General features: G+C 66.5%; 15 protein-coding genes. 7 read left to right on the top strand and 8 right to left on the bottom strand.

From position 1 onward, the window contains the following. The first annotated feature begins 14 nt into the window (after positions 1-14). A complete protein-coding gene (locus tag A1D30_RS20960; protein WP_063462663.1) occupies positions 15-1,715 on the top strand; it encodes an AarF/UbiB family protein in 1,701 nt (566 codons plus the stop codon). 88 nt (positions 1,716-1,803) lie between these two features. Here the strand turns inward: A1D30_RS20960 and A1D30_RS20955 are convergent, their stop codons facing one another. The 4 genes from A1D30_RS20955 to A1D30_RS20940 are packed head-to-tail and all read right to left on the bottom strand — an operon-like array spanning position 1,804 to position 4,936. After that, on the bottom strand, positions 1,804-2,628 hold the full coding sequence (locus tag A1D30_RS20955; RefSeq protein ID WP_063462662.1) for a molybdate ABC transporter substrate-binding protein: 825 nt from the start codon (positions 2,626-2,628) through the stop codon (positions 1,804-1,806). Between the two features lie 9 nt (positions 2,629-2,637). Next, complete coding sequence (locus A1D30_RS20950) at positions 2,638-3,468, bottom strand: extracellular solute-binding protein (RefSeq protein WP_063462727.1); 831 nt, start codon at positions 3,466-3,468, stop codon at positions 2,638-2,640. A gap of 5 nt (positions 3,469-3,473) precedes the next feature. Beyond that, positions 3,474-4,202: a phosphate ABC transporter ATP-binding protein gene (locus A1D30_RS20945; RefSeq protein WP_063462661.1), complete on the bottom strand. Its 729-nt coding sequence runs from the start codon at positions 4,200-4,202 to the stop codon at positions 3,474-3,476. Beyond that, on the bottom strand, positions 4,199-4,936 hold the full coding sequence (locus tag A1D30_RS20940) for an ABC transporter permease (RefSeq protein ID WP_063462660.1): 738 nt from the start codon (positions 4,934-4,936) through the stop codon (positions 4,199-4,201). The genes A1D30_RS20945 and A1D30_RS20940 overlap by 4 nt, the downstream gene beginning before the upstream one ends. Before the next feature lie 63 nt (positions 4,937-4,999). On the opposite strand from A1D30_RS20940, the gene A1D30_RS20935 reads away from it, so the two are divergent. The 3 genes from A1D30_RS20935 to A1D30_RS20925 all read left to right on the top strand — a co-directional run bounded on the left by A1D30_RS20935 (position 5,000) and on the right by A1D30_RS20925 (position 8,726). Continuing rightward, positions 5,000-6,124, top strand: coding sequence for a substrate-binding domain-containing protein (locus A1D30_RS20935; protein ID WP_063462659.1), 1,125 nt, complete (start codon positions 5,000-5,002; stop codon positions 6,122-6,124). Positions 6,125-6,306: 182 nt separating this feature from the next. Further along, positions 6,307-6,927, top strand: coding sequence for a TRAP transporter small permease subunit (locus A1D30_RS20930; RefSeq protein WP_063462658.1), 621 nt, complete (start codon positions 6,307-6,309; stop codon positions 6,925-6,927). A 14-nt stretch (positions 6,928-6,941) separates the two neighbouring features. Further along, a complete protein-coding gene (locus A1D30_RS20925) occupies positions 6,942-8,726 on the top strand; it encodes a TRAP transporter large permease subunit (protein ID WP_063462657.1) in 1,785 nt (594 codons plus the stop codon). A 592-nt stretch (positions 8,727-9,318) separates the two neighbouring features. Here the strand turns inward: A1D30_RS20925 and A1D30_RS20920 are convergent. The 4 genes from A1D30_RS20920 to A1D30_RS20905 form a co-directional block, all read right to left on the bottom strand. Then, positions 9,319-10,401: a TRAP transporter substrate-binding protein gene (locus tag A1D30_RS20920; protein WP_063462656.1), complete on the bottom strand. Its 1,083-nt coding sequence runs from the start codon at positions 10,399-10,401 to the stop codon at positions 9,319-9,321. A 247-nt stretch (positions 10,402-10,648) separates the two neighbouring features. Beyond that, positions 10,649-12,541: a 1-deoxy-D-xylulose-5-phosphate synthase gene (gene dxs, locus A1D30_RS20915; protein ID WP_063462655.1), complete on the bottom strand. Its 1,893-nt coding sequence runs from the start codon at positions 12,539-12,541 to the stop codon at positions 10,649-10,651. Between the two features lie 66 nt (positions 12,542-12,607). After that, entirely contained in the window at positions 12,608-13,561 is a 954-nt protein-coding gene (locus A1D30_RS20910; protein WP_063462654.1) for a polyprenyl synthetase family protein, read from the bottom strand. Continuing rightward, a complete protein-coding gene (locus tag A1D30_RS20905) occupies positions 13,558-13,800 on the bottom strand; it encodes an exodeoxyribonuclease VII small subunit (protein WP_063462653.1) in 243 nt (80 codons plus the stop codon). The genes A1D30_RS20910 and A1D30_RS20905 overlap by 4 nt, the downstream gene beginning before the upstream one ends. A 322-nt stretch (positions 13,801-14,122) precedes the next feature. Between A1D30_RS20905 and A1D30_RS20900 the strand changes: the two genes are divergently transcribed. The 3 genes from A1D30_RS20900 (at position 14,123) to A1D30_RS20890 (ending at position 17,303) form a co-directional block, all read left to right on the top strand. Further along, positions 14,123-15,277 carry an aromatic ring-hydroxylating dioxygenase subunit alpha gene (locus A1D30_RS20900; RefSeq protein ID WP_063462652.1) on the top strand — a complete coding sequence of 385 codons (1,155 nt, stop codon included), beginning with the start codon at positions 14,123-14,125 and terminating at the stop codon, positions 15,275-15,277. Between the two features lie 140 nt (positions 15,278-15,417). Then, positions 15,418-16,329, top strand: a complete 912-nt coding sequence (locus tag A1D30_RS20895) for a DMT family transporter (protein WP_063462651.1) — start codon at positions 15,418-15,420, stop codon at positions 16,327-16,329. 74 nt (positions 16,330-16,403) lie between these two features. Beyond that, a complete protein-coding gene (locus A1D30_RS20890; protein ID WP_063462650.1) occupies positions 16,404-17,303 on the top strand; it encodes a sulfurtransferase in 900 nt (299 codons plus the stop codon). Positions 17,304-17,544 lie beyond the last annotated feature (241 nt).

Here is a 17,544-nt window from a genome sequence, read left to right as displayed (position 1 = left end):
CCTATGATGGCCCCATGCTCATCGAAACGCTGGACACCGCCCGCGACCTGGGGCGTCTGAAGGAAATCCTGGGCGTGATGGTGCGCCACGGCTTTGGCGACACCGTGCGCCGCCTGGGCCTGGCCGACCGGCTGGAGCGCGCGGGCCAGGCGCTGAACTGGGCACACGCTGCCGACCTGGCCCGCGTCGAGCCGCCGGTGCAGGTGCGGCTGGCGCTCGAAGAACTGGGCCCGACGTTTGTGAAGTTCGACCAGATCCTCGCCGGCCGGGCCGACCTGTTCAGCCCCGAGTGGATTGCCGAGTTCGAGAAGCTGCACAGCCAGGTGCCCGCCGTGCCGCTAGACGCCCTGCGCCCGCAACTGCGCGAAGACCTGGGCGCCGAGCCCGAAGAGGTGTTTGCCTGGTTCGATACCACCCCGCTGGCCGCCGCCTCCATCGCCCAGGTGCACCGCGCCCGCCTGCATGGCGGCACCGAGGTGGTGGTCAAGATCCGCCGCCCCAGCATTGCCGACACCATCCACGCCGACCTGCGCCTGCTGCAGCGCCTGGCCGCGCTGGCCGAGGCCGAACTGCCCGCGCTCAAGCCCTACCGGCCGCAGCAGCTGGTGCGCGAATTCGCGCGTTCGCTGCGGCGCGAGCTGGACCTGGCGGGCGAATGCCGCCAGGCCGAGCGCATTGCGGCCAACATGGCCGAAGCGCTGCCCCACATCGTGATCCCGCGTGTGCACTGGGCCTACACGCGCGAGCGCATCAACGTGCAGGACTTCATCGACGGCACGCCCGGCAGTGCGCTGGCCGCGCTCACGCCCGAGGCGGGTTTCAACCGCCGCGTGCTGGCGCAGCGGGGCGCGCAGGCCGTGATCAAGATGATTGTGGAAGACGGCCTGTTCCATGCCGACCCGCACCCGGGCAACGTGTTCTACCTGCCGGGCAACCGCATTGCCTTCATCGACTTCGGCATGGTGGGGCGCCTGTCGCAGCGGCGGCGCGACGAGCTGCTGCAGCTGCTGCTGGGCCTGGTGGAGCACCAGCCCCAGGTGGTGGCCGATGTGCTGCTGGACTGGACGGGTGACGCGCCGGGCCTGAACCTGGGCCAGCTCGAAACCGAGGTCGAGGCCTTTGTGGACCAGTACCATGGCGTGCCGCTGGCGCAGCTGAGCCTGGGCCAGATGCTGGCGGACGTGAGCGCCATCCTGCGCGAGCACCGCCTGGACCTGCCGCCCGACCTGGCGCTGCTGATCAAGGCCTTCATCTCGCTCGAAGGCATGGGCCGCAACCTGGACCCGGGCTTTCACATGGCCACCGAGACCCTGCCCGTGCTCCAGCAGGTGGTGCGCCGCCGCTACCGCCCCGAGGCGCTGGCCGGGCGCGCCTGGACCGCGCTGCGGCGGGTGCTGGCCACGGCGGAGCAGTTGCCGGACGACATCGGGCGGCTGTTGCGCAATGCGCGGCGTGGGCACCTGCAGGTGGGCATCGAGCTGGCCCACCTCAAGCGCGTGGGCGACCAGATCGACCGCTCGGCCAACCGCCTGGCGATGGCGCTGGTGATTGCGGCGCTGATCATCGGCTCGTCCATCGTGATGACCGTGAAGGGCGGGCCCACGCTGTTCGGATTGCCTGCGTTTGGTTTTCTGGGTTTCTTTGGCGCCGTGGTGTGTGGCCTGTGGCTGGTGCGGGCCATCTGGCGCAGCAGCCACCACCGGGATGACGACTGAACGCGGCTAAAAAAACACGCCGTGCCGCCCCACCAGGCAGGCGGACGCGGCGTGTGCACACCAAATCAGCGCCCGCTGCGTGCCGTGGTCAAAGTGCTCCAAACCCCAGCCGCCGCAGCACCGCCTGCGCCGCCGGTTGGCGCAGCGCCTCGGCAAAGGCCTGCGCTGCCGCAGGCGCATCGGCGCGCACCGTCAGGCCATAGGCTGCGCCCACTTGCAGCGCGGGCGGCAACTGCACCACGCGCAGACGCGGCACCTCGGTCTGTGCGGCCACGGCATTGGTGCAGTAAGTCAGGAACACATCGGCCTGGCGCTGGTCCATCACCCAGGCGTAGGTGCCCCGGCCTGCGGGCGGCTTGGGCGAATCCGCACCGCCTGTGAGCTTCAGGGCCTTGGCGTCCAGTTGGGCATAGGCACCCGGCTGAATCTTGTCGGCCTGGCGGAACAGCGCCCAGGCGTAGTCGCCCGATGGGTCGGCCTGGGGCGTGGAGGTGCCCACGCGCACATCGCTGCGCAGCAAGGTGGCCAGCAGGGTGTCGGGCGTGGCACTGATCTGCTCGCTGGTCAGCGCACACAGCGCGTTGCGTGTGAACACCACCGGGGCCGACCAGCCGCCCCGGGCCGCCAGGCGCTGGGGATGGTCGGTGTCGGCCGAGGCAAACATCTGCGCGGGCTCGCCTTTTTCGATGCGCTCGCGCAGCAGGCCCGAGGCGCCAAAGGCCAGCGCCACTTTCTGGCCCGTGCGGGCTTCGTGGTCGCGTGCGATGTCGGTGAAGGCCTCGCGCAGGCTGCCTGCGGCATGGACCAGCACAGGGGCCGCGTCAGCCACGGGCGCCTTGGCAGGGCCCGCCGAACAACCGGCCAGGGCCCACACGGCGGCTGCAGCCACAGCCACCAAAGAACGGCGTGCCATGGCGCCCGCTCACTTCGCTGCGTTGGGGAAGAACAGCTGCTCGCCCCCGATCTTGTAGCCCGCGATGGCCTGCTGGCCGGCGGGCGACACCACCCAGTCCACAAACTTCTGCGCGTCCTGCGCCTTCACATGCGGGTGCTTGGCGGGGTTGACCACCATCACGCCGTACTGGTTGAAGAGCTTGGTGTCGCCTTCGACCAGCACGGCCAGGTCGGCGCGGTTCTTGAAGTTGAGCCAGGTGCCTCGGTCGGCCAGCACATAGGCGCCGCTCGACGCGGCGATGTTGAGCGCAGGGCCCATGCCGCAGCCACATTCCTTGTAGCCGCTGCCCTTGGCCGCGTCGGCACCCGCGAGCTTCCAGTAGCGCAGCTCGGCCGCGTGCGTGCCGCTCTTGTCGCCGCGCGAGACAAAGTTGCCGTTGGCCGTGGCCAGCTTCTGCAGCGCCGCCACGATGTCCTTGCCCTTGGTGCCCACCGGGTCGTCCTTGGGGCCGATCAGGATGAAGTCGTTGTACATCACGGGGTAGCGCTTCACGCCCCAGCCGTCGGCCACAAACTTCTCTTCGGCCACCTGGTCGTGCACGAACAGCACATCGGCGTCGCCCCGGCGCGCCATGTCGAGCGCCTGGCCGGTGCCCAAGGCCACCACCTTCACATCCAGGCCGCTGGCCTTCTTGAACTCGGGCATCAGGTGGCCAAACAGGCCCGACTGCTCGGTGGACGTGGTGGACGCCATGGTGATGTTCTGGGCCGATGCAGCGCCATTTGCTACAAAAATAGTAGCTATCAGCGCATACTGGACGCGCGCAAGAGGCTTAAAAAGCTTGAAGTTTCTCGTCATCGCCATCATCCCAGTTCTCCTTTGACAAACAAACGGGCGGCCTCCGGCAGGGGGCCGTTGAAAAAGTCGTGCACCGGCAGGTCGGCCACCAGGCGGCCGTGCTCCAGGTAGATCACGCGGCTGGCCAGGCGCTTGACCTGGCCCAGGTTGTGGCTGCTGAACACCATGGTCACGGGGTGGGCCGGGCCCGCCGCGCCGTGGCTGGCGGCAAAGTCGGCCATCAGGGCCTCGACCTCGCGCTTGGCATGGGGGTCGAGGCTGGCGGTGGGCTCGTCGAGCAGCAGCACATCGGGCCGCAGCGCCCAGGCGCGGGCCAGCGCCACCCGCTGCTGCTGGCCGCCCGACAGCGTGCGGGCGTTTTGCGCGGCGATGTCCTGCAGGCCCACGCGCTGCAGCGCCGTGAGCGCCTGCAGCCGCGCATCGCGCCAGCGCGTGCCGCGCAACCACAGGCCCAGCGCCACGTTGTTCTGCGCGCTGGTGCGCAGCATGTGCGGGCGCTGGAACAGCATGGCCTGGCGCAAGGTGGCGTCGCAGTGCAGGCCCCCGGCCTGTGTGCCCGCCAGGCCATTGAGCACGCGCAGCAAGGTGCTTTTGCCGCTGCCGTTGGCGCCCACCAGCGCCACGCGCTCGCCGGGGGTGATGCGCAGCGTGACCTGCTCTAGCGCGGGCACGCGGCCGTAGCGCACCGTCACCTGGCGCAGGTCGGCCCAGGGGGTGCTGGGTGCGCCGCTCATGCCGCCACCCCCACCGCCGTGCCGCTTGCCGAGCCATCCACCCGCTCGCGCCAGCGGCGCAGCAGCGCAATCAGCACATTGAGCGCCAGCACCACGGCCAGCAGGATGATGCCCAGCGCCAGCGCCAGGGGCAGGTCGCCCTTGCTGGTCTCCAGCGCGATGGCGGTGGTCATCACGCGCGTGAAGCCGTCGATGTTGCCGCCCACAATCATCACCGCGCCCACCTCAGAAATAGCACGGCCGAACGACGCCAGCAGCACCGTGAGCAGCGCATAGCGCTCGTCCCAGGCCAGCAGCAGGGCCCGCAGCAGCGGGCCTGCGCCCATGGAGCGCAGCTGCTCGCCATGCGCGCGCTCGGCGTCTTCCACCACCTGGCGCGTGAGCGCCGTGACCACAGGCAGCACCAGAATGGCCTGCGCCAGCACCATGGCCTTGAAGCTGAAGAGCCAGCCGAGCGACCCCAGCGGCCCACTGCGCGAGAGCACCAGGTACACCACCAGCCCCACCACCACCGAGGGCACGGCCAGCAGGGTGTTGAGCACCGCCAGCACCGCCCCGCGCCCCGTGAAACGGGCCACGCCCAGCCAGGCGCCCAGCACCAGGCCCATGCCGCAGGCCAGCAGGCAGGCGGTGGCGCTGACAGACAAGGAGCGGCCCACGATGGTCCAGAGGACGGGGTCGGAGGAGAGGGTGAGCTGCAGCGCTGTGACCGCGCTTTCGGAGAGAGTAGACATGGGCCAGAGGATCGGTTTGGGCTATCGTAGGCACCCATCCAATATCCAGCGATATGAACGTCCGTGCATAGGGTCCAACTTCACTACACACTCAGCAAGGATGCAGGCAACGCCCTCATCCGCAACCCGCTGCCCGAGCTGCTGCAGGCCGTGGCAGAACATGGCTCCATCTCGGGTGCCGCACGGGCGCTGGACCTCTCATACCGCCATGTCTGGGGCGCGCTCAAGCGCTGGGAGGACCAGCTGGGCGGCGAGCTGATCATCTGGGGCAAGGGCCAGTCGGCGCAGCTCAGCGAGTTCGGCGCCAAGCTGCTGTGGGCCGAACGCCAGGCCCAGGCGCGGCTGGCACCCCAGATTGCCGCGCTGCACGCCGACCTGGAACGTGCGTTTGCCGTGGCCTTCGACCCCAACGCCCATGTGCTCACCCTGTACGCCAGCCACGACGACGCCCTGGTGGCGCTGCGCACGCACGCCGCGCAGGCCGATGCGGGCGCGCTGCACCTGGATATCCGCTTCACCGGCAGCGTGGACGCGATCCGCGCACTGAACGAGGGGCGCTGCACGCTCGCAGGCTTCCACACGGTGGACAAGGCCGGGGCCGACTCGCTCACCGCCCACACCTACCAGCCCCTGCTGCAGCCGGGCCTGCACAAGATCATCGGCTTTGCGCAGCGCACGCAGGGCCTCATCGTGGCACCGGGCAACCCGCTGGCGCTGCACAGCTTGCAAGACGTGGCCCGCACCGGCGCGCGCTTCTTGAACCGGCCACTGGGCACCGGCACGCGGGTGCTGCTGGACGACCTGCTGACCCAGGCAGGGCTGGATGCACAGGGCATCGTCGGCTATGCGCTCAACGAGCCATCCCACACCGCCATCGCCCAGGCCGTGGCCGCCGGGGCCGCCGATGTGGGCATGGGCATCGAACTGGCCGCGCGCGCGCGCGGGCTGGACTTTGTGCCGCTGGTGCACGAGCGCTACCACCTAGCCTGCCTGAAAGCCAGCCTGGACCAACCCGCCACGCTGGCCCTGCGCACCCTGCTGCAAACCCCCGAATGGCTGGCGCACATGGCCACCCTGCCCGGCTACAGCCCCCTGCGCTGCGGCGAGGTGCTGGCCATGAGCACGGTGCTGCCCTGGTGGCAGTTCAGCGGGAAAAAGCGGGCAACGGCATCTAGGAAGAAACCCTAATTGCTCTATTTTTGATAGCTAAAGAGCAAGAGCCTGCTGAGGGATAACACCGTCACGCATCCGTCAGCCTGGGCCTACAGTGCTCCGTAGAATCGCGCCGTTGTAAAAGTTTGTCGAGCCGCTGCGCACACCCGCTGGCGGCCCGGCACATCGGTACGCACAGCCTTTTTATTGGAGACACCATGCAGGCTCTATTGAAGTTATCAAGGGGGATCGACTGGCTTAACACCCAGGTCGGCAAATACGTGGTCTGGCTGATCCTGGCCTCCACGGTCATCAGCGGCGTGAACGCCGTGGTGCGCAAAGCGTTCAACATCAGCTCCAACGCCTTCCTGGAAGTGCAGTGGTACCTGTTTGCCGCATCGTTCCTGCTGGCCGCAGGCTACACGCTGCTGCAGGGCGAGCATGTGAAGGTGGACGTGATCTCCAGCCGCTTTTCCAAGCGCACGCAGATCTGGATCGACGTGTTTGGCTACATCGCCTTCCTCACGCCCATGTGCCTGGCCGTGCTCTGGTATGGCATTCCCTTCTTCACCCGCGCGCTGGCCTCGGGCGAAATGTCGAACAACGCGGGCGGCCTGATCCGCTGGCCCGTCTACCTGATGATGCCGCTGGGCTTTGCGCTGCTGTGGCTGCAGGGCATCTCCGAGCTGATCAAGCGCCTGGGCTTCCTGCAAGGCCTGATCGAAGACCCCACGCTCAAGAAAGTGGAGAAGACGGCCGAGGAAGAACTCGCCGAATCCATCCGCAACCTGGCTGAAGCCGCCAAGGGCAACGGCAAGAACAAGACCGAGGCCGTCTGAGCGGAGCACACACCATGGAATTCTTGACCCACAACCTCGCCCCCATCATGTTTGCGGGGCTCATCTGCTTCTTGCTGGTGGGCTTCCCGGTCGCCTTCAGCCTGGGTGCCTGCGGCCTGTTCTTCGCCTTCATCGGCATCGAGCTGAATGTATTGCCCGAGGCCCTGCTGCAAGCCGTGCCGCTGCGCATCTTCGGCATCATGCAGAACGACACCCTGCTGGCCATCCCGTTCTTCACGCTGATGGGGCTCATCTTGGAGCGAAGCGGGATGGCGGAAGACCTGCTGGACACCATCGGTCAGCTGTTCGGCCCCATCCGTGGCGGCCTGGCACTGGCCGTGATCTTCGTGGGTGCGCTGCTGGCAGCCACCACGGGCGTGGTGGCCGCATCGGTGATCTCGATGGGCCTGATCTCGCTGCCCATCATGCTGCGGTACGGCTACGACCGGCGGCTGGCCGCCGGGGTGATTGCAGCCTCCGGCACGCTGGCGCAGATCATTCCGCCATCGCTGGTGCTGATCATCATTGCCGACCAGATGGGCCGCAGCGTGGGCGACATGTACAAGGGCGCCTTTCTGCCCGGCCTGATGCTCACCGGTTTCTATGCGCTCTACATCATCCTGCTGGCCGTCTTCAAGCCCCAGTGGGTGCCCGCCATCCCCCCCGAAGCGCGCACGCTCAGGGGTGACGACGGCAAGAGCGGCGTGCCTTCGCTGCTGGTGCTGACCGGCATCTGCGTGGCCGCTTCGATCTATGTCGCCAAGAACATGCCCGCCCTGCACAGCTGGTGGTCGGGCGAGACCGTGGACAAGGTCGCACTGGACGAAACCATCGTGGTCTCCATGTGTTTTGGCGTGGCACTGGCCTTCGTGGCCGCCAGCATCAACAAGATCACCCGCATGGGCCTGCTCTCCCGCGTGGCCGAGCGTGTGACCTTTGTGCTGATCCCGCCGCTGCTGCTGATCTTCCTGGTGCTGGGCACCATCTTCCTGGGTGTTGCCACCCCCACCGAAGGCGGCGCCATGGGCGCACTGGGCGCCGGCATCATGGCCATCATCCGTGGCCGACTGACCCTGTCGCTGCTCAAGCAGGCCATCACCACCACCACCAAGCTGTCGTGTTTTGTGGTGTTCATCCTGGTGGGCGCCACCATCTTCGGCCTCACCTTCCAGGGTGTGGACGGCCCGCTGTGGGTGGAGCACCTGCTGACCGGCCTGCCCGGCGGCCAGCTCGGCTTCCTGATCGTCGTGAACATCATGGTGTTCTTCCTGGCGTTCTTCCTGGACTTCTTTGAGCTGTCGTTCATCGTGGTGCCGTTGCTGGCCCCCGTGGCCCACAAGCTGGGCATTGACCTGATCTGGTTCGGCGTGCTGCTGGCCGTGAACATGCAGACCTCGTTCATGCACCCACCGTTCGGCTTTGCGCTGTTCTACCTGCGCAGCGTGGCCCCGGCCAAGGAGTACATGGACAAGGTCACCAAGAAGATGATTGCGCCGGTGACCACGCCCCAGATCTACTGGGGCGCCATTCCCTTCCTGTGCATCCAGCTGCTGATGGTGGGCCTGATCATTGCGTTCCCCGGCATCGTCTCCAGCGGTCTCGACAAGGAAGTGGCCTATGACCTCGACAAGGTGCGCATGGAAATGGAAGCCACCATGCCCGGCGAGGCAGCCGAAGCCGCAGACCCCACCGCAGGCATGGAGGGCGCCGCAGCAGCCCCCGGCAGCGACACTGCAGCGCCCGCAGCCGATGACCCGCTGAAGGCCTTGCAGGACTCGATGGCCAACGAGAAGAAGTGATGTGACACGCGGCTGAAGGGGCACGACCCCTCGGCCCCTCACAGCACCCAGAAAAAAGCCCCGGCGGATTGCCTTCCGCCGGGGCTTTTTTCATGGCCTCCTGGCAGGTGCGCCGGGCCAGGGCACGTGCGGGGCGGGGCCGCTTCATGGCAGAACACGGGCCAGCGCTGCGCAGACCCGACAAACGGCCACATGCCGAAGGCCGCCTGTGAGGAAAGCGGTGCGCCCTTTGAGGGTGGCATGCCCCGACAGAAAAGAAAGACGCGGCAAGCGGCACGCCGTCAATACGGCCACGCCATCAAGGCATCAAAGGACTGCAGGCACGGCATACGCCCCATGCACAGGGCAAAAGGGCAAGCACCACGCCCCACCCTGGCATGCCGCACAAGGCACCCTGCGCTGGCGCAAGGCAGTTTCCAGGATCACCCACAAGGCAACGTATCCGTGGTGCATGCTCACCCCACCCCGAAGCTGCACAGGCATGGGCCCCGCACAGGGGAAGAAACCTGCAGGCACAAAAAAACCCGCCAGGCGAACCTGGCGGGTTGGTCGTTGGAACCTTGCGGCACTGGGCCGCACGGGTTCGCAGCGCTTAGACCTTCTGCGCGGACATGAAGGTGTCGTAACGGGCTTCGGCAAAGCGGAACCACAGGATCTGGTCGCGCTGGAAGGTACGCATGTCGGCGTAGATCTTCTTCCACTCGGGGCTCTTGGCATCGTTCTCGGCGAACACTTCCATGGAGGCCTTGAAGGAGGCATCCATCACCGCCTGCGAGAACGGCAGCACCTTGGTCTTGGCAGCCACCAGTTGCTTGAGCGCCGTGGGGTTCAGTGCGTCGTACTTGGCCAGCATGTCGATGTGGGCCACGTTGGTAGCGGCTTCGATGATGGCCTTGTTCTCAGCCGACAGGCCGTCAAACGCCTTCTGGTTGACGAAGAAGTCCACTTCAGGACCACCTTCCCACCAGCCGGGGTAGTAGTAGAACGGAGCGACCTTGTTGAAGCCCAGCTTCTGGTCGTCGTAAGGACCCACCCACTCGGCAGCGTCCAGCGTGCCCTTTTCGAGGGCTTGGTAGATTTCGCCGCCAGGGATGCTCTGGGGCACGGCACCCAGCTTCTGCATCACTTCACCCACCAAGCCGCCGCCCAGGCGCATCTTCATGCCCTTGAAGTCGGCTGGCGACTTGATTTCCTTGCGGTACCAGCCGCCCATCTGCGTGCCGGTGTTGCCGCCAGCGAAGCTGATGGCGTTGTAGTTCGCGTAGAACTCGTTCATCAGCTTGCGGCCGTTGCCATGCAGCATCCAGGCGTTCATCTGGCGGGCATTGAAGCCGAAGGGAATGGCCGAGCCCAGCGCGAAGGCGGGGTTCTTGCCATAGAAGTAGTAAGGCACGGTGTGGCACATCTCCACGGTGCCTTGCTGCACGCCGTCCATCACGCCGAAGGGAGGCATCAGCTCGCCACCCGCGTGCACGGAGATTTCAAACTTGCCACCGGACATGGCCTTGACGGCCTTGGAGAACACATCGGCGCCACCGTAGATGGTGTCCAGCGACTTGGGGAAGCTGGAAGCCAGACGCCAGCGGATGGCAGCCTGGGCGTGGACAGCAGGCGCAGCGCCCGCAGCCAGCACACCGGCGATGCCAGCATGCTTGATGATTGAACGACGATCCATGAGGTTCTCTCCGATATATTGATTGCAAAACTTGGGCTGCACGCGTTGTGCACGGCAAGCCAAGGACTCGATTCAGCCGAGGGCCATTGTAGGAACATGCCCCGGGGGACTTTTGCGGGTTTTCCCGCGAAATCCGGCGTGGGCAGTGCACCTTCAGGCTTCTGCAAGCATCCGCTGGGCGGCGTGCCCACACGCGCCCTGGCGGCGCGCGGTGCGGCGGCCGGGGCGCACCGCCCGGCCAAAGCGCTCAGGCGGCGTTGTCGGGCAGAAAACGCGCGGCAATCGATGCGCGGATGCCTGCGGCGTCGAGCCCCTGCAGGGCCAGCAATTTGGCCGGGTCGCCGTGTTCGATGAACACATCGGGCAGGCCCAGTTGCAGCACGGGGCGCACGATGCCCAGGGTGTGGAGGGCTTCGGTCACGGCACTGCCTGCGCCACCCTGGATCGCACCTTCTTCGAGCGTGACCAAGGCATCGTGGCGCTCGGCCACGTCGCGCAGCAAGGCCTCGTCGATGGGCTTGGCCCAGCGCATGTTGACCACGGTGGCATCGAGCAACTCGGCAGCCTCCAGCGCGGGGTACAACAAGGTGCCAAACGACAGGATGGCGATGCGCGGCGCCTTGGCATCGGTGCCCTGGCGCTCGCGGCGGATCTCGCCCTTGCCGAACGGCAGGCCGTCCAGCCCCGCCAGCGGGGCCACGCCCGCGCCGCTGCCGCGCGGGTAGCGCACGGCCACGGGGTGGTTCTGCTCGAAGGCCGTGGTGAGCAGCTGGCGGCATTCGCGCTCATCGGCCGGGCAGGCCATGCCCATGTTGGGAATGCAGCGCACAAACGGGATGTCGTACGCGCCCGCATGCGTGGCGCCGTCGGCCCCCACCAGGCCCGCGCGGTCCAGCGCAAACACCACGGGCAGGTTCTGCAGCGCCACGTCGTGGATCAGCTGATCGTAGCCACGCTGCAAAAACGTGGAGTAGATCGCCACCACGGGCTTCACGCCCTCGCAGGCCATGCCCGCGGCAAAGGTCACGGCGTGCTGCTCGGCAATGCCCACGTCGTAGTAGCGGTCGGGGAAGCGCTTTTCAAACTCGACCATGCCCGAGCCCTCTCGCATGGCGGGCGTGATGCCCACCAGGCGCTGGTCCTGCGCGGCCATGTCGCACAGCCACTGGCCGAACACCTGGGTGAAGGTCTGCTTGGGCGGCGTGGCGGGCTTGGTCAGGCCCACGCTGGGGTCGAACTTGCCGGGGCCGTGGTAGGCAATGGGGTCGGCCTCGGCCAGTTTGTAGCCCTGGCCTTTTTTGGTGACCACATGCAGGAACTGCGGGCCCTTGAGGCTCTTGATGTTTTCGAGCGTGGGGATCAGCGAGTCGAGGTCGTGCCCGTCGATGGGGCCGATGTAGTTGAAGCCGAATTTCTCGAACAGGGTGGCGGGCACCACCATGCCCTTGGCCTGCTGCTCGAAGCGCTTGGCCAGCTCCAGCAGGGGCGGCACGGGCTTGAGCACGGTCTTGCCCACGTTCTTGGCGGCGGCGTAGAACTGGCCGCTCATGAGCTGGGCCAGGTAGCGGTTGAGCGCGCCCACGGGTGGGCTGATCGACATGTCGTTGTCGTTGAGCACCACCAGCAGGTTGCAGTCGGCCACACCAGCGTTGTTCAGCGCCTCGAAGGCCATGCCTGCGGTCATCGCGCCGTCGCCGATGATGGCCACGGCGTGGCGGTTTTCACCCTTGCGTTTGGCGGCCAGGGCCATGCCCAGCGCGGCCGAGATGCTGGTGCTGGAATGCGCCGTGCCAAAGGTGTCGTAGATGCTTTCGGCGCGCTGCGGAAAGCCCGAGATGCCGCCCAGCTGGCGCAGCGTGTGCATGCGCTCGCGGCGGCCGGTCAGGATCTTGTGGGGGTAGGTCTGGTGGCCCACGTCCCACACCAGACGGTCTTCGGGGGTGTTGAAGACATGGTGCAGGGCCACGGTCAGCTCCACCGTGCCCAGGTTGGAGCTGAGATGGCCGCCGGTCTGGGAGACGCTGTGCACCACAAACTCGCGCAACTCGGCAGCCAGCGCCTTGAGGTCGGCGCGCGCCAGCTGGCGCAGGTCTGCCGGGTCGTTGATGGTCTGCAGCAGGGGGAAGGAGGTCGTGGACATTTACTATTCTTTTAATAGCTACTAACGCATGATGGACAGGCGGTAGAGGCCAATTTTGTTCAAATTCTAGTAAGAGCGGCGCACCACCATGTCGGCCAGCGCAGCCAAGGCCCGGGTGTCCGGCAAGCCACTGCGCGCCAGGGCGGCATGTGCGTCCTGCAGCAGCTCCTGGGCATGGGCCTGGGCACGCTCCAGGCCCAGCAAAGAGACATAGGTGGGCTTGTCGGCGGCGGCATCCTTGCCCGCTGTCTTGCCCAGCGTGGCGGAATCGGCCACCACATCCAGGATGTCATCCACCACCTGGAACGCGAGGCCCATGGCCGCGCCGTAATCCGACAGCGCCTGGTACGCGGCCGGTGCCGCATGGCCACACACGGCACCCATGAGCACACTGCCCTGCAGCAGCGCGCCGGTCTTGAGCCGGTGCATCTGGCGCAACTGGTCTTCGGTCAGCGCCACGCCCACGCTGGCCAGGTCGATCGCCTGGCCGCCTGCCATGCCAGCCGAGCCAGCTGCACGCGCCAGCAGGCGGCACAGCGTGGCCTGCATGGCGGCGGGCAGGGTGTTGTCGTCAGGGGTGAGCAGCTCGAACGCAAAGGCCTGCAGCGCATCGCCCGCCAGCAGGGCCTGGGCTTCGCCAAACTGCACATGCACCGTGGGCTTGCCCCGGCGCAGGATGTCGTTGTCCATGCAGGGCATGTCGTCGTGCACCAGGGAATAGGCATGGATCAGCTCTACCGCACACGCAGCGCGCAGGGCCGCTTCGCCCGACACCTCTGCAACGGGCGTGCCACTGCACACGGCCTCGTACGCCGCCAGCACCAGCAGCGGCCGCAGGCGCTTGCCGCCATCGAGCACGGCGTAGCGCATGGCATCGCCCAGCCCGGCGGGGGCGCCATGGCCCACCCATCCGGACAGGGCCTGCTCCACGCGGGCCAGGTGGTTGTGGCTCCAAGGGGCCACGTCAAACGGGGAAAGCTGACTCATCACTGCGGCTGAAGGCGCGGGCACTGCACTCATTCCTGGGTCCATGGTTGGAGCTGGCCATCGTCCAGCACCTTGATCTGGTCCTGCACCGCTTCCAGCCGCTGGCGGCAAAACGCCAGCAGCGCCGCGCCACGCCGGTAACCCGCCAGCATCTGGTCCAGCGGCAGCTGGCCCGATTCGATGCGGGCCACAAGCTGCTCCAGCTCTTCCAGCGCCGCTTCGTAGCTGGCAGGTTCGGCGGGTAGCGCAGGGGTGGCAGGAGCCTTGGGCATGGGCAAAGCGGCAGAGCGCAGGTGAGAAAACCGGCCATTTTAGGCGCACCACCACGGCGCAGAGACCGAAGCCCGCCGAATGGATGCGGCGCCCCAGAACCCGCCCGGCAACCGCCAAAGGCACAGGCCCAGCCAGCGCCTGTTTGACCTGCATCTAGAACAAGGATTTCAATACACGTAGGGGGGGTGCGGGAATAACCCCACCGCCTATAATCCCATTCCCGTCGAGCCGGCTACTCACCCTAGCCGGTTTCTTTTTTCTGGATGCGCCTTGGCGCACCTCCCGCACTTCCCTGTGGGGAGTCTTTAGGTCAGGTCACCCATGTCTGATTTAAGTCTTCAACTGCAGCAGGCCGCAAGCCAACTACCAGTTTCAAGCTACTTTGACGATGCGCTGTTCCAGCGCGAGCTGGACACCATCTTCCAGCGCGGGCCCCGCTATGTGGGGCACCAGTTGAGCGTGCCGAATCCCGGCGACTACTACGCACTGCCCCAGGAGGGCGAGGGCCGCGCACTGGTGCGCAACGCCCAGGGTGGCATCGAGCTGGTCTCCAACGTCTGCCGCCATCGCCAGGCCGTGATGCTCAAGGGCAAGGGCTCGCTGTCGGGCCAGGGCAAGGGCCACGCGGGTGGCAACATCGTCTGCCCCCTGCACCGCTGGACATACAGCCCCAAGGGCGAGCTGCTGGGCGCGCCCCACTTTGCGCACGACCCCTGCCTCAACCTGAACAACTACAAGCTGCGCGAGTGGAACGGCCTGCTGTTTGAAGACAACGGCTACGACGTGGCCGCCGACCTGGCCCAGATGGGCCCGCGCGCCGACCTGGACTTTGACGGCTACGTGCTCGACCACGTAGAGCTGCACGAGTGCAACTACAACTGGAAGACCTTCATCGAGGTCTATCTGGAGGACTACCACGTCGGCCCCTTCCACCCGGGCCTGGGCAGCTTTGTCACCTGCGACGACCTGCGCTGGGAGTTCGGCAAGAACTACTCGGTGCAGACCGTGGGCGTGGCCAACCGCCTGGGCAAGGCCGGCAGCCCCGTGTACGAGCGCTGGCACAAGGCGCTGCTGGACTACCGGGACGGCAAGCCACCACAGTACGGCGCGATCTGGCTCACCCTGTACCCGCACATCATGGTGGAGTGGTACCCGCATGTGCTGACGGTCTCCACGCTGCACCCCATCAGCCCCACCAAGACGCTGAACATGGTGGAGTTCTACTACCCCGAGGAGATCGCCGCCTTCGAGCGCGAGTTCGTCGAGGCGCAGAAGGCCGCCTACATGGAGACCTGCATCGAGGACGATGAGATCGGCGAACGCATGGACGCGGGCCGCAAGGCTTTGCTGGCCCGTGGCGACAACGAAGTCGGCCCTTACCAGAGCCCCATGGAAGACGGCATGCAGCACTTCCACGAGTGGTACCGCGAAGCCATGAACGGCGACGCGCTGGGCGCCAACACCCCAAAACGCTGAATACAGCGGCAAATCCCCGCCAATCCGCAGGCCCGCCGTGGTCTGCTCTCATTACAATAGCTGCCGGTGCTTAAAAAATAAGCGCCGACAGCTATTTTCATTTCTGCGCCACACGGCGCACTTCAAGAGACCACAACCCGATGCAAGCCCTCTGGATGGTGTTGGCCGCTTTCCTGTTTGCCAGCATGGGGGTGTGCGTCAAGATCGCGTCGGACTTCTTCAACTCGGCCGAACTGGTGTGCTACCGGGGCCTCATCGGCATGGCCATCCTGTGGCTGCTGGCGCGCTCGCAAAAGGTAACGCTGGCCACGCAGTACCCCGGCATGCACGCCTGGCGCAGCCTGGTGGGCGTGACGTCGCTCGGGGCCTGGTTCTTTGCGATTGCCCACCTGCCCCTGGCCACGGCCATGACGCTCAACTACATGAGCAGCGTGTGGATCGCCGCGTTCCTGATTGGCGGCACGCTGCTGGCCTGGCGCCCCTCGCCCGCCACGCCCCGCCCGGCCCTGCAGGGCCCGCTGGTGCTGACGGTGCTGGTCGGTTTTATTGGCGTGGTGCTGATGCTGCGCCCCAGCCTCGACCAGAACCAGGCCTTTGCCGGACTGATCGGGCTGATGTCCGGCCTGACGGCCGCGTTTGCCTACATGCAGGTGGTGGCACTGTCACGCATCGGCGAGCCGGAGTCGCGCACCGTGTTTTATTTTGCGGTGGGCTCGGCGGTAGCGGGCGGTGGCGCCCTACTCTTCACGGGCACCTCGCCCTGGCCGGGCTGGCAGGCGCTGTGGTTGCTGCCCATCGGGGTTCTGGCCGCCGGTGGCCAGCTGTGCATGACCAAGGCCTATGCCAGCGCCAAGACCCAGCGCGGCACGCTGGTGGTGGCCAACCTGCAGTATTCGGGCATCGTGTTTGCTGGCCTCTACAGCGTGCTGCTGTTCGGCGACAAGATCCCCCCCATCGGCTGGATCGGCATGGCCCTCATCGTGGGCAGCGGCATTGTGGCCACCATCCTGCGGGCCCGCGCGGCACCCGGAGCCCCCGCAGAAGAACATTGATACAACGTGGCTGCACAAGGCCGTATGCAGTTGGACACAATGGAGCCCGTTTTTCCTTCGCACCGGCACACACCATGACCTACACGACCCTCATCTCTGCCACCGAACTGCAGGCCCAGATCGACAGCGGCGCGCCGCTGATGTTGTTCGACTGCAGCTTTGACCTGATGCAGGCATCGGCCGGCGCCCAGCAGTACGGCGAGGCCCACATCCCCGGCGCGGTGTATGCCGATCTGAACAACCACCTGAGCGCCAAACATGGCGTGCCGGGTGCTGGCGGCACCGTCACCGCGCAAGAGGCCGACAAGCCCGCATCCGGCGGCCGCCACCCGCTGCCCAGCCGCGAGCGCTTTGCGATGTGGCTGTCCAGCGTGGGTTTTGCCAACAATATGCAGGCCGTGGTGTATGACCGCCAGGGCGCCAACTACTGCGGGCGGCTGTGGTGGATGCTCAAGTGGGCGGGCCACGATGCCGTGGCCGTGCTCGATGGCGGACTGCAGGCCTGGCAAGCCGCTGGCGGCGCGGTCAAAGGCGGCGAGGAGCCCTCGCACTTCCAGTCCCACTTTCAACTGGGTGCGCCCCTGCGCCGACTGGCCACGGCCAGCGACGTGCTTGCGGGCCTGGGCAATCCAGCGCAGAACGTGATCGATGCCCGCGCTGGTGCCCGCTACCGAGGCGAAGTCGAGCCGCTGGACCCGGTGGCAGGCCATATTCCGGGCGCACTCAACCGCCCCTTTGCCGAGAACATCGGCGCCGACGGCCATTTCAAGCCTGCGGCTGTGCTGTGTACTGAGTTCAACGCCCTGCTGGCAGGGCGCGACCCCGCCACGGTAGTGCACCAGTGCGGAAGCGGCGTGAGCGCTGTGCCCAATCTGCTGGCCATGGAAGTCGCGGGCCTGGGCCCCACGGCACTGTTTGCCGGCAGCTGGAGCGAGTGGTGTTCCGACCCTTCGCGCCCCGTCGAAAAAGGCTAAGCAGCGCTCGCGTCAGCGGTTATCAGGCGACAAGGGTTGCAAAAGCGCAAAAAAGAGGGGTTTGCGGGTGCTATCAAAACCATGAGCAGATTCGGGCGCAGGGTGTGCAAGGGGACAGCACACCCGCGCCTATGAAAACGCGGGGCGGAACCTGAGCGGCGTGTAAGGCAAATTCCTACACCGCCCACCACACAACCAGACACGCGGCACAGCCAAACCCCGACTTAATTTCTGATTGGGG

The sequence above is a fragment of the Acidovorax sp. GW101-3H11 genome (assembly GCF_001633105.1).
Lineage (GTDB): Bacteria > Pseudomonadota > Gammaproteobacteria > Burkholderiales > Burkholderiaceae_C > Acidovorax.
This window is presented reverse-complemented; position numbering and strand designations above follow the sequence as displayed.

Excerpts from the sequence above, each read along its gene's own strand:
- A1D30_RS20960 (WP_063462663.1), top strand. The coding sequence starts at position 15 with ATGCTCATCGAAACGCTGGACACCGCCCGCGACCTGGGGCGTCTGAAG.
- A1D30_RS20955 (WP_063462662.1), bottom strand. The coding sequence starts at position 2,628 with ATGGCACGCCGTTCTTTGGTGGCTGTGGCTGCAGCCGCCGTGTGGGCC.
- A1D30_RS20950 (WP_063462727.1), bottom strand. The coding sequence starts at position 3,468 with ATGACGAGAAACTTCAAGCTTTTTAAGCCTCTTGCGCGCGTCCAGTAT.
- A1D30_RS20945 (WP_063462661.1), bottom strand. The coding sequence starts at position 4,202 with ATGAGCGGCGCACCCAGCACCCCCTGGGCCGACCTGCGCCAGGTGACG.
- A1D30_RS20940 (WP_063462660.1), bottom strand. The coding sequence starts at position 4,936 with ATGTCTACTCTCTCCGAAAGCGCGGTCACAGCGCTGCAGCTCACCCTC.
- A1D30_RS20930 (WP_063462658.1), top strand. The coding sequence starts at position 6,307 with ATGCAGGCTCTATTGAAGTTATCAAGGGGGATCGACTGGCTTAACACC.
- A1D30_RS20925 (WP_063462657.1), top strand. The coding sequence starts at position 6,942 with ATGGAATTCTTGACCCACAACCTCGCCCCCATCATGTTTGCGGGGCTC.
- A1D30_RS20920 (WP_063462656.1), bottom strand. The coding sequence starts at position 10,401 with ATGGATCGTCGTTCAATCATCAAGCATGCTGGCATCGCCGGTGTGCTG.
- dxs (WP_063462655.1), bottom strand. The coding sequence starts at position 12,541 with ATGTCCACGACCTCCTTCCCCCTGCTGCAGACCATCAACGACCCGGCA.
- A1D30_RS20910 (WP_063462654.1), bottom strand. The coding sequence starts at position 13,561 with ATGAGTGCAGTGCCCGCGCCTTCAGCCGCAGTGATGAGTCAGCTTTCC.
- A1D30_RS20905 (WP_063462653.1), bottom strand. The coding sequence starts at position 13,800 with ATGCCCAAGGCTCCTGCCACCCCTGCGCTACCCGCCGAACCTGCCAGC.
- A1D30_RS20900 (WP_063462652.1), top strand. The coding sequence starts at position 14,123 with ATGTCTGATTTAAGTCTTCAACTGCAGCAGGCCGCAAGCCAACTACCA.
- A1D30_RS20895 (WP_063462651.1), top strand. The coding sequence starts at position 15,418 with ATGCAAGCCCTCTGGATGGTGTTGGCCGCTTTCCTGTTTGCCAGCATG.
- A1D30_RS20890 (WP_063462650.1), top strand. The coding sequence starts at position 16,404 with ATGACCTACACGACCCTCATCTCTGCCACCGAACTGCAGGCCCAGATC.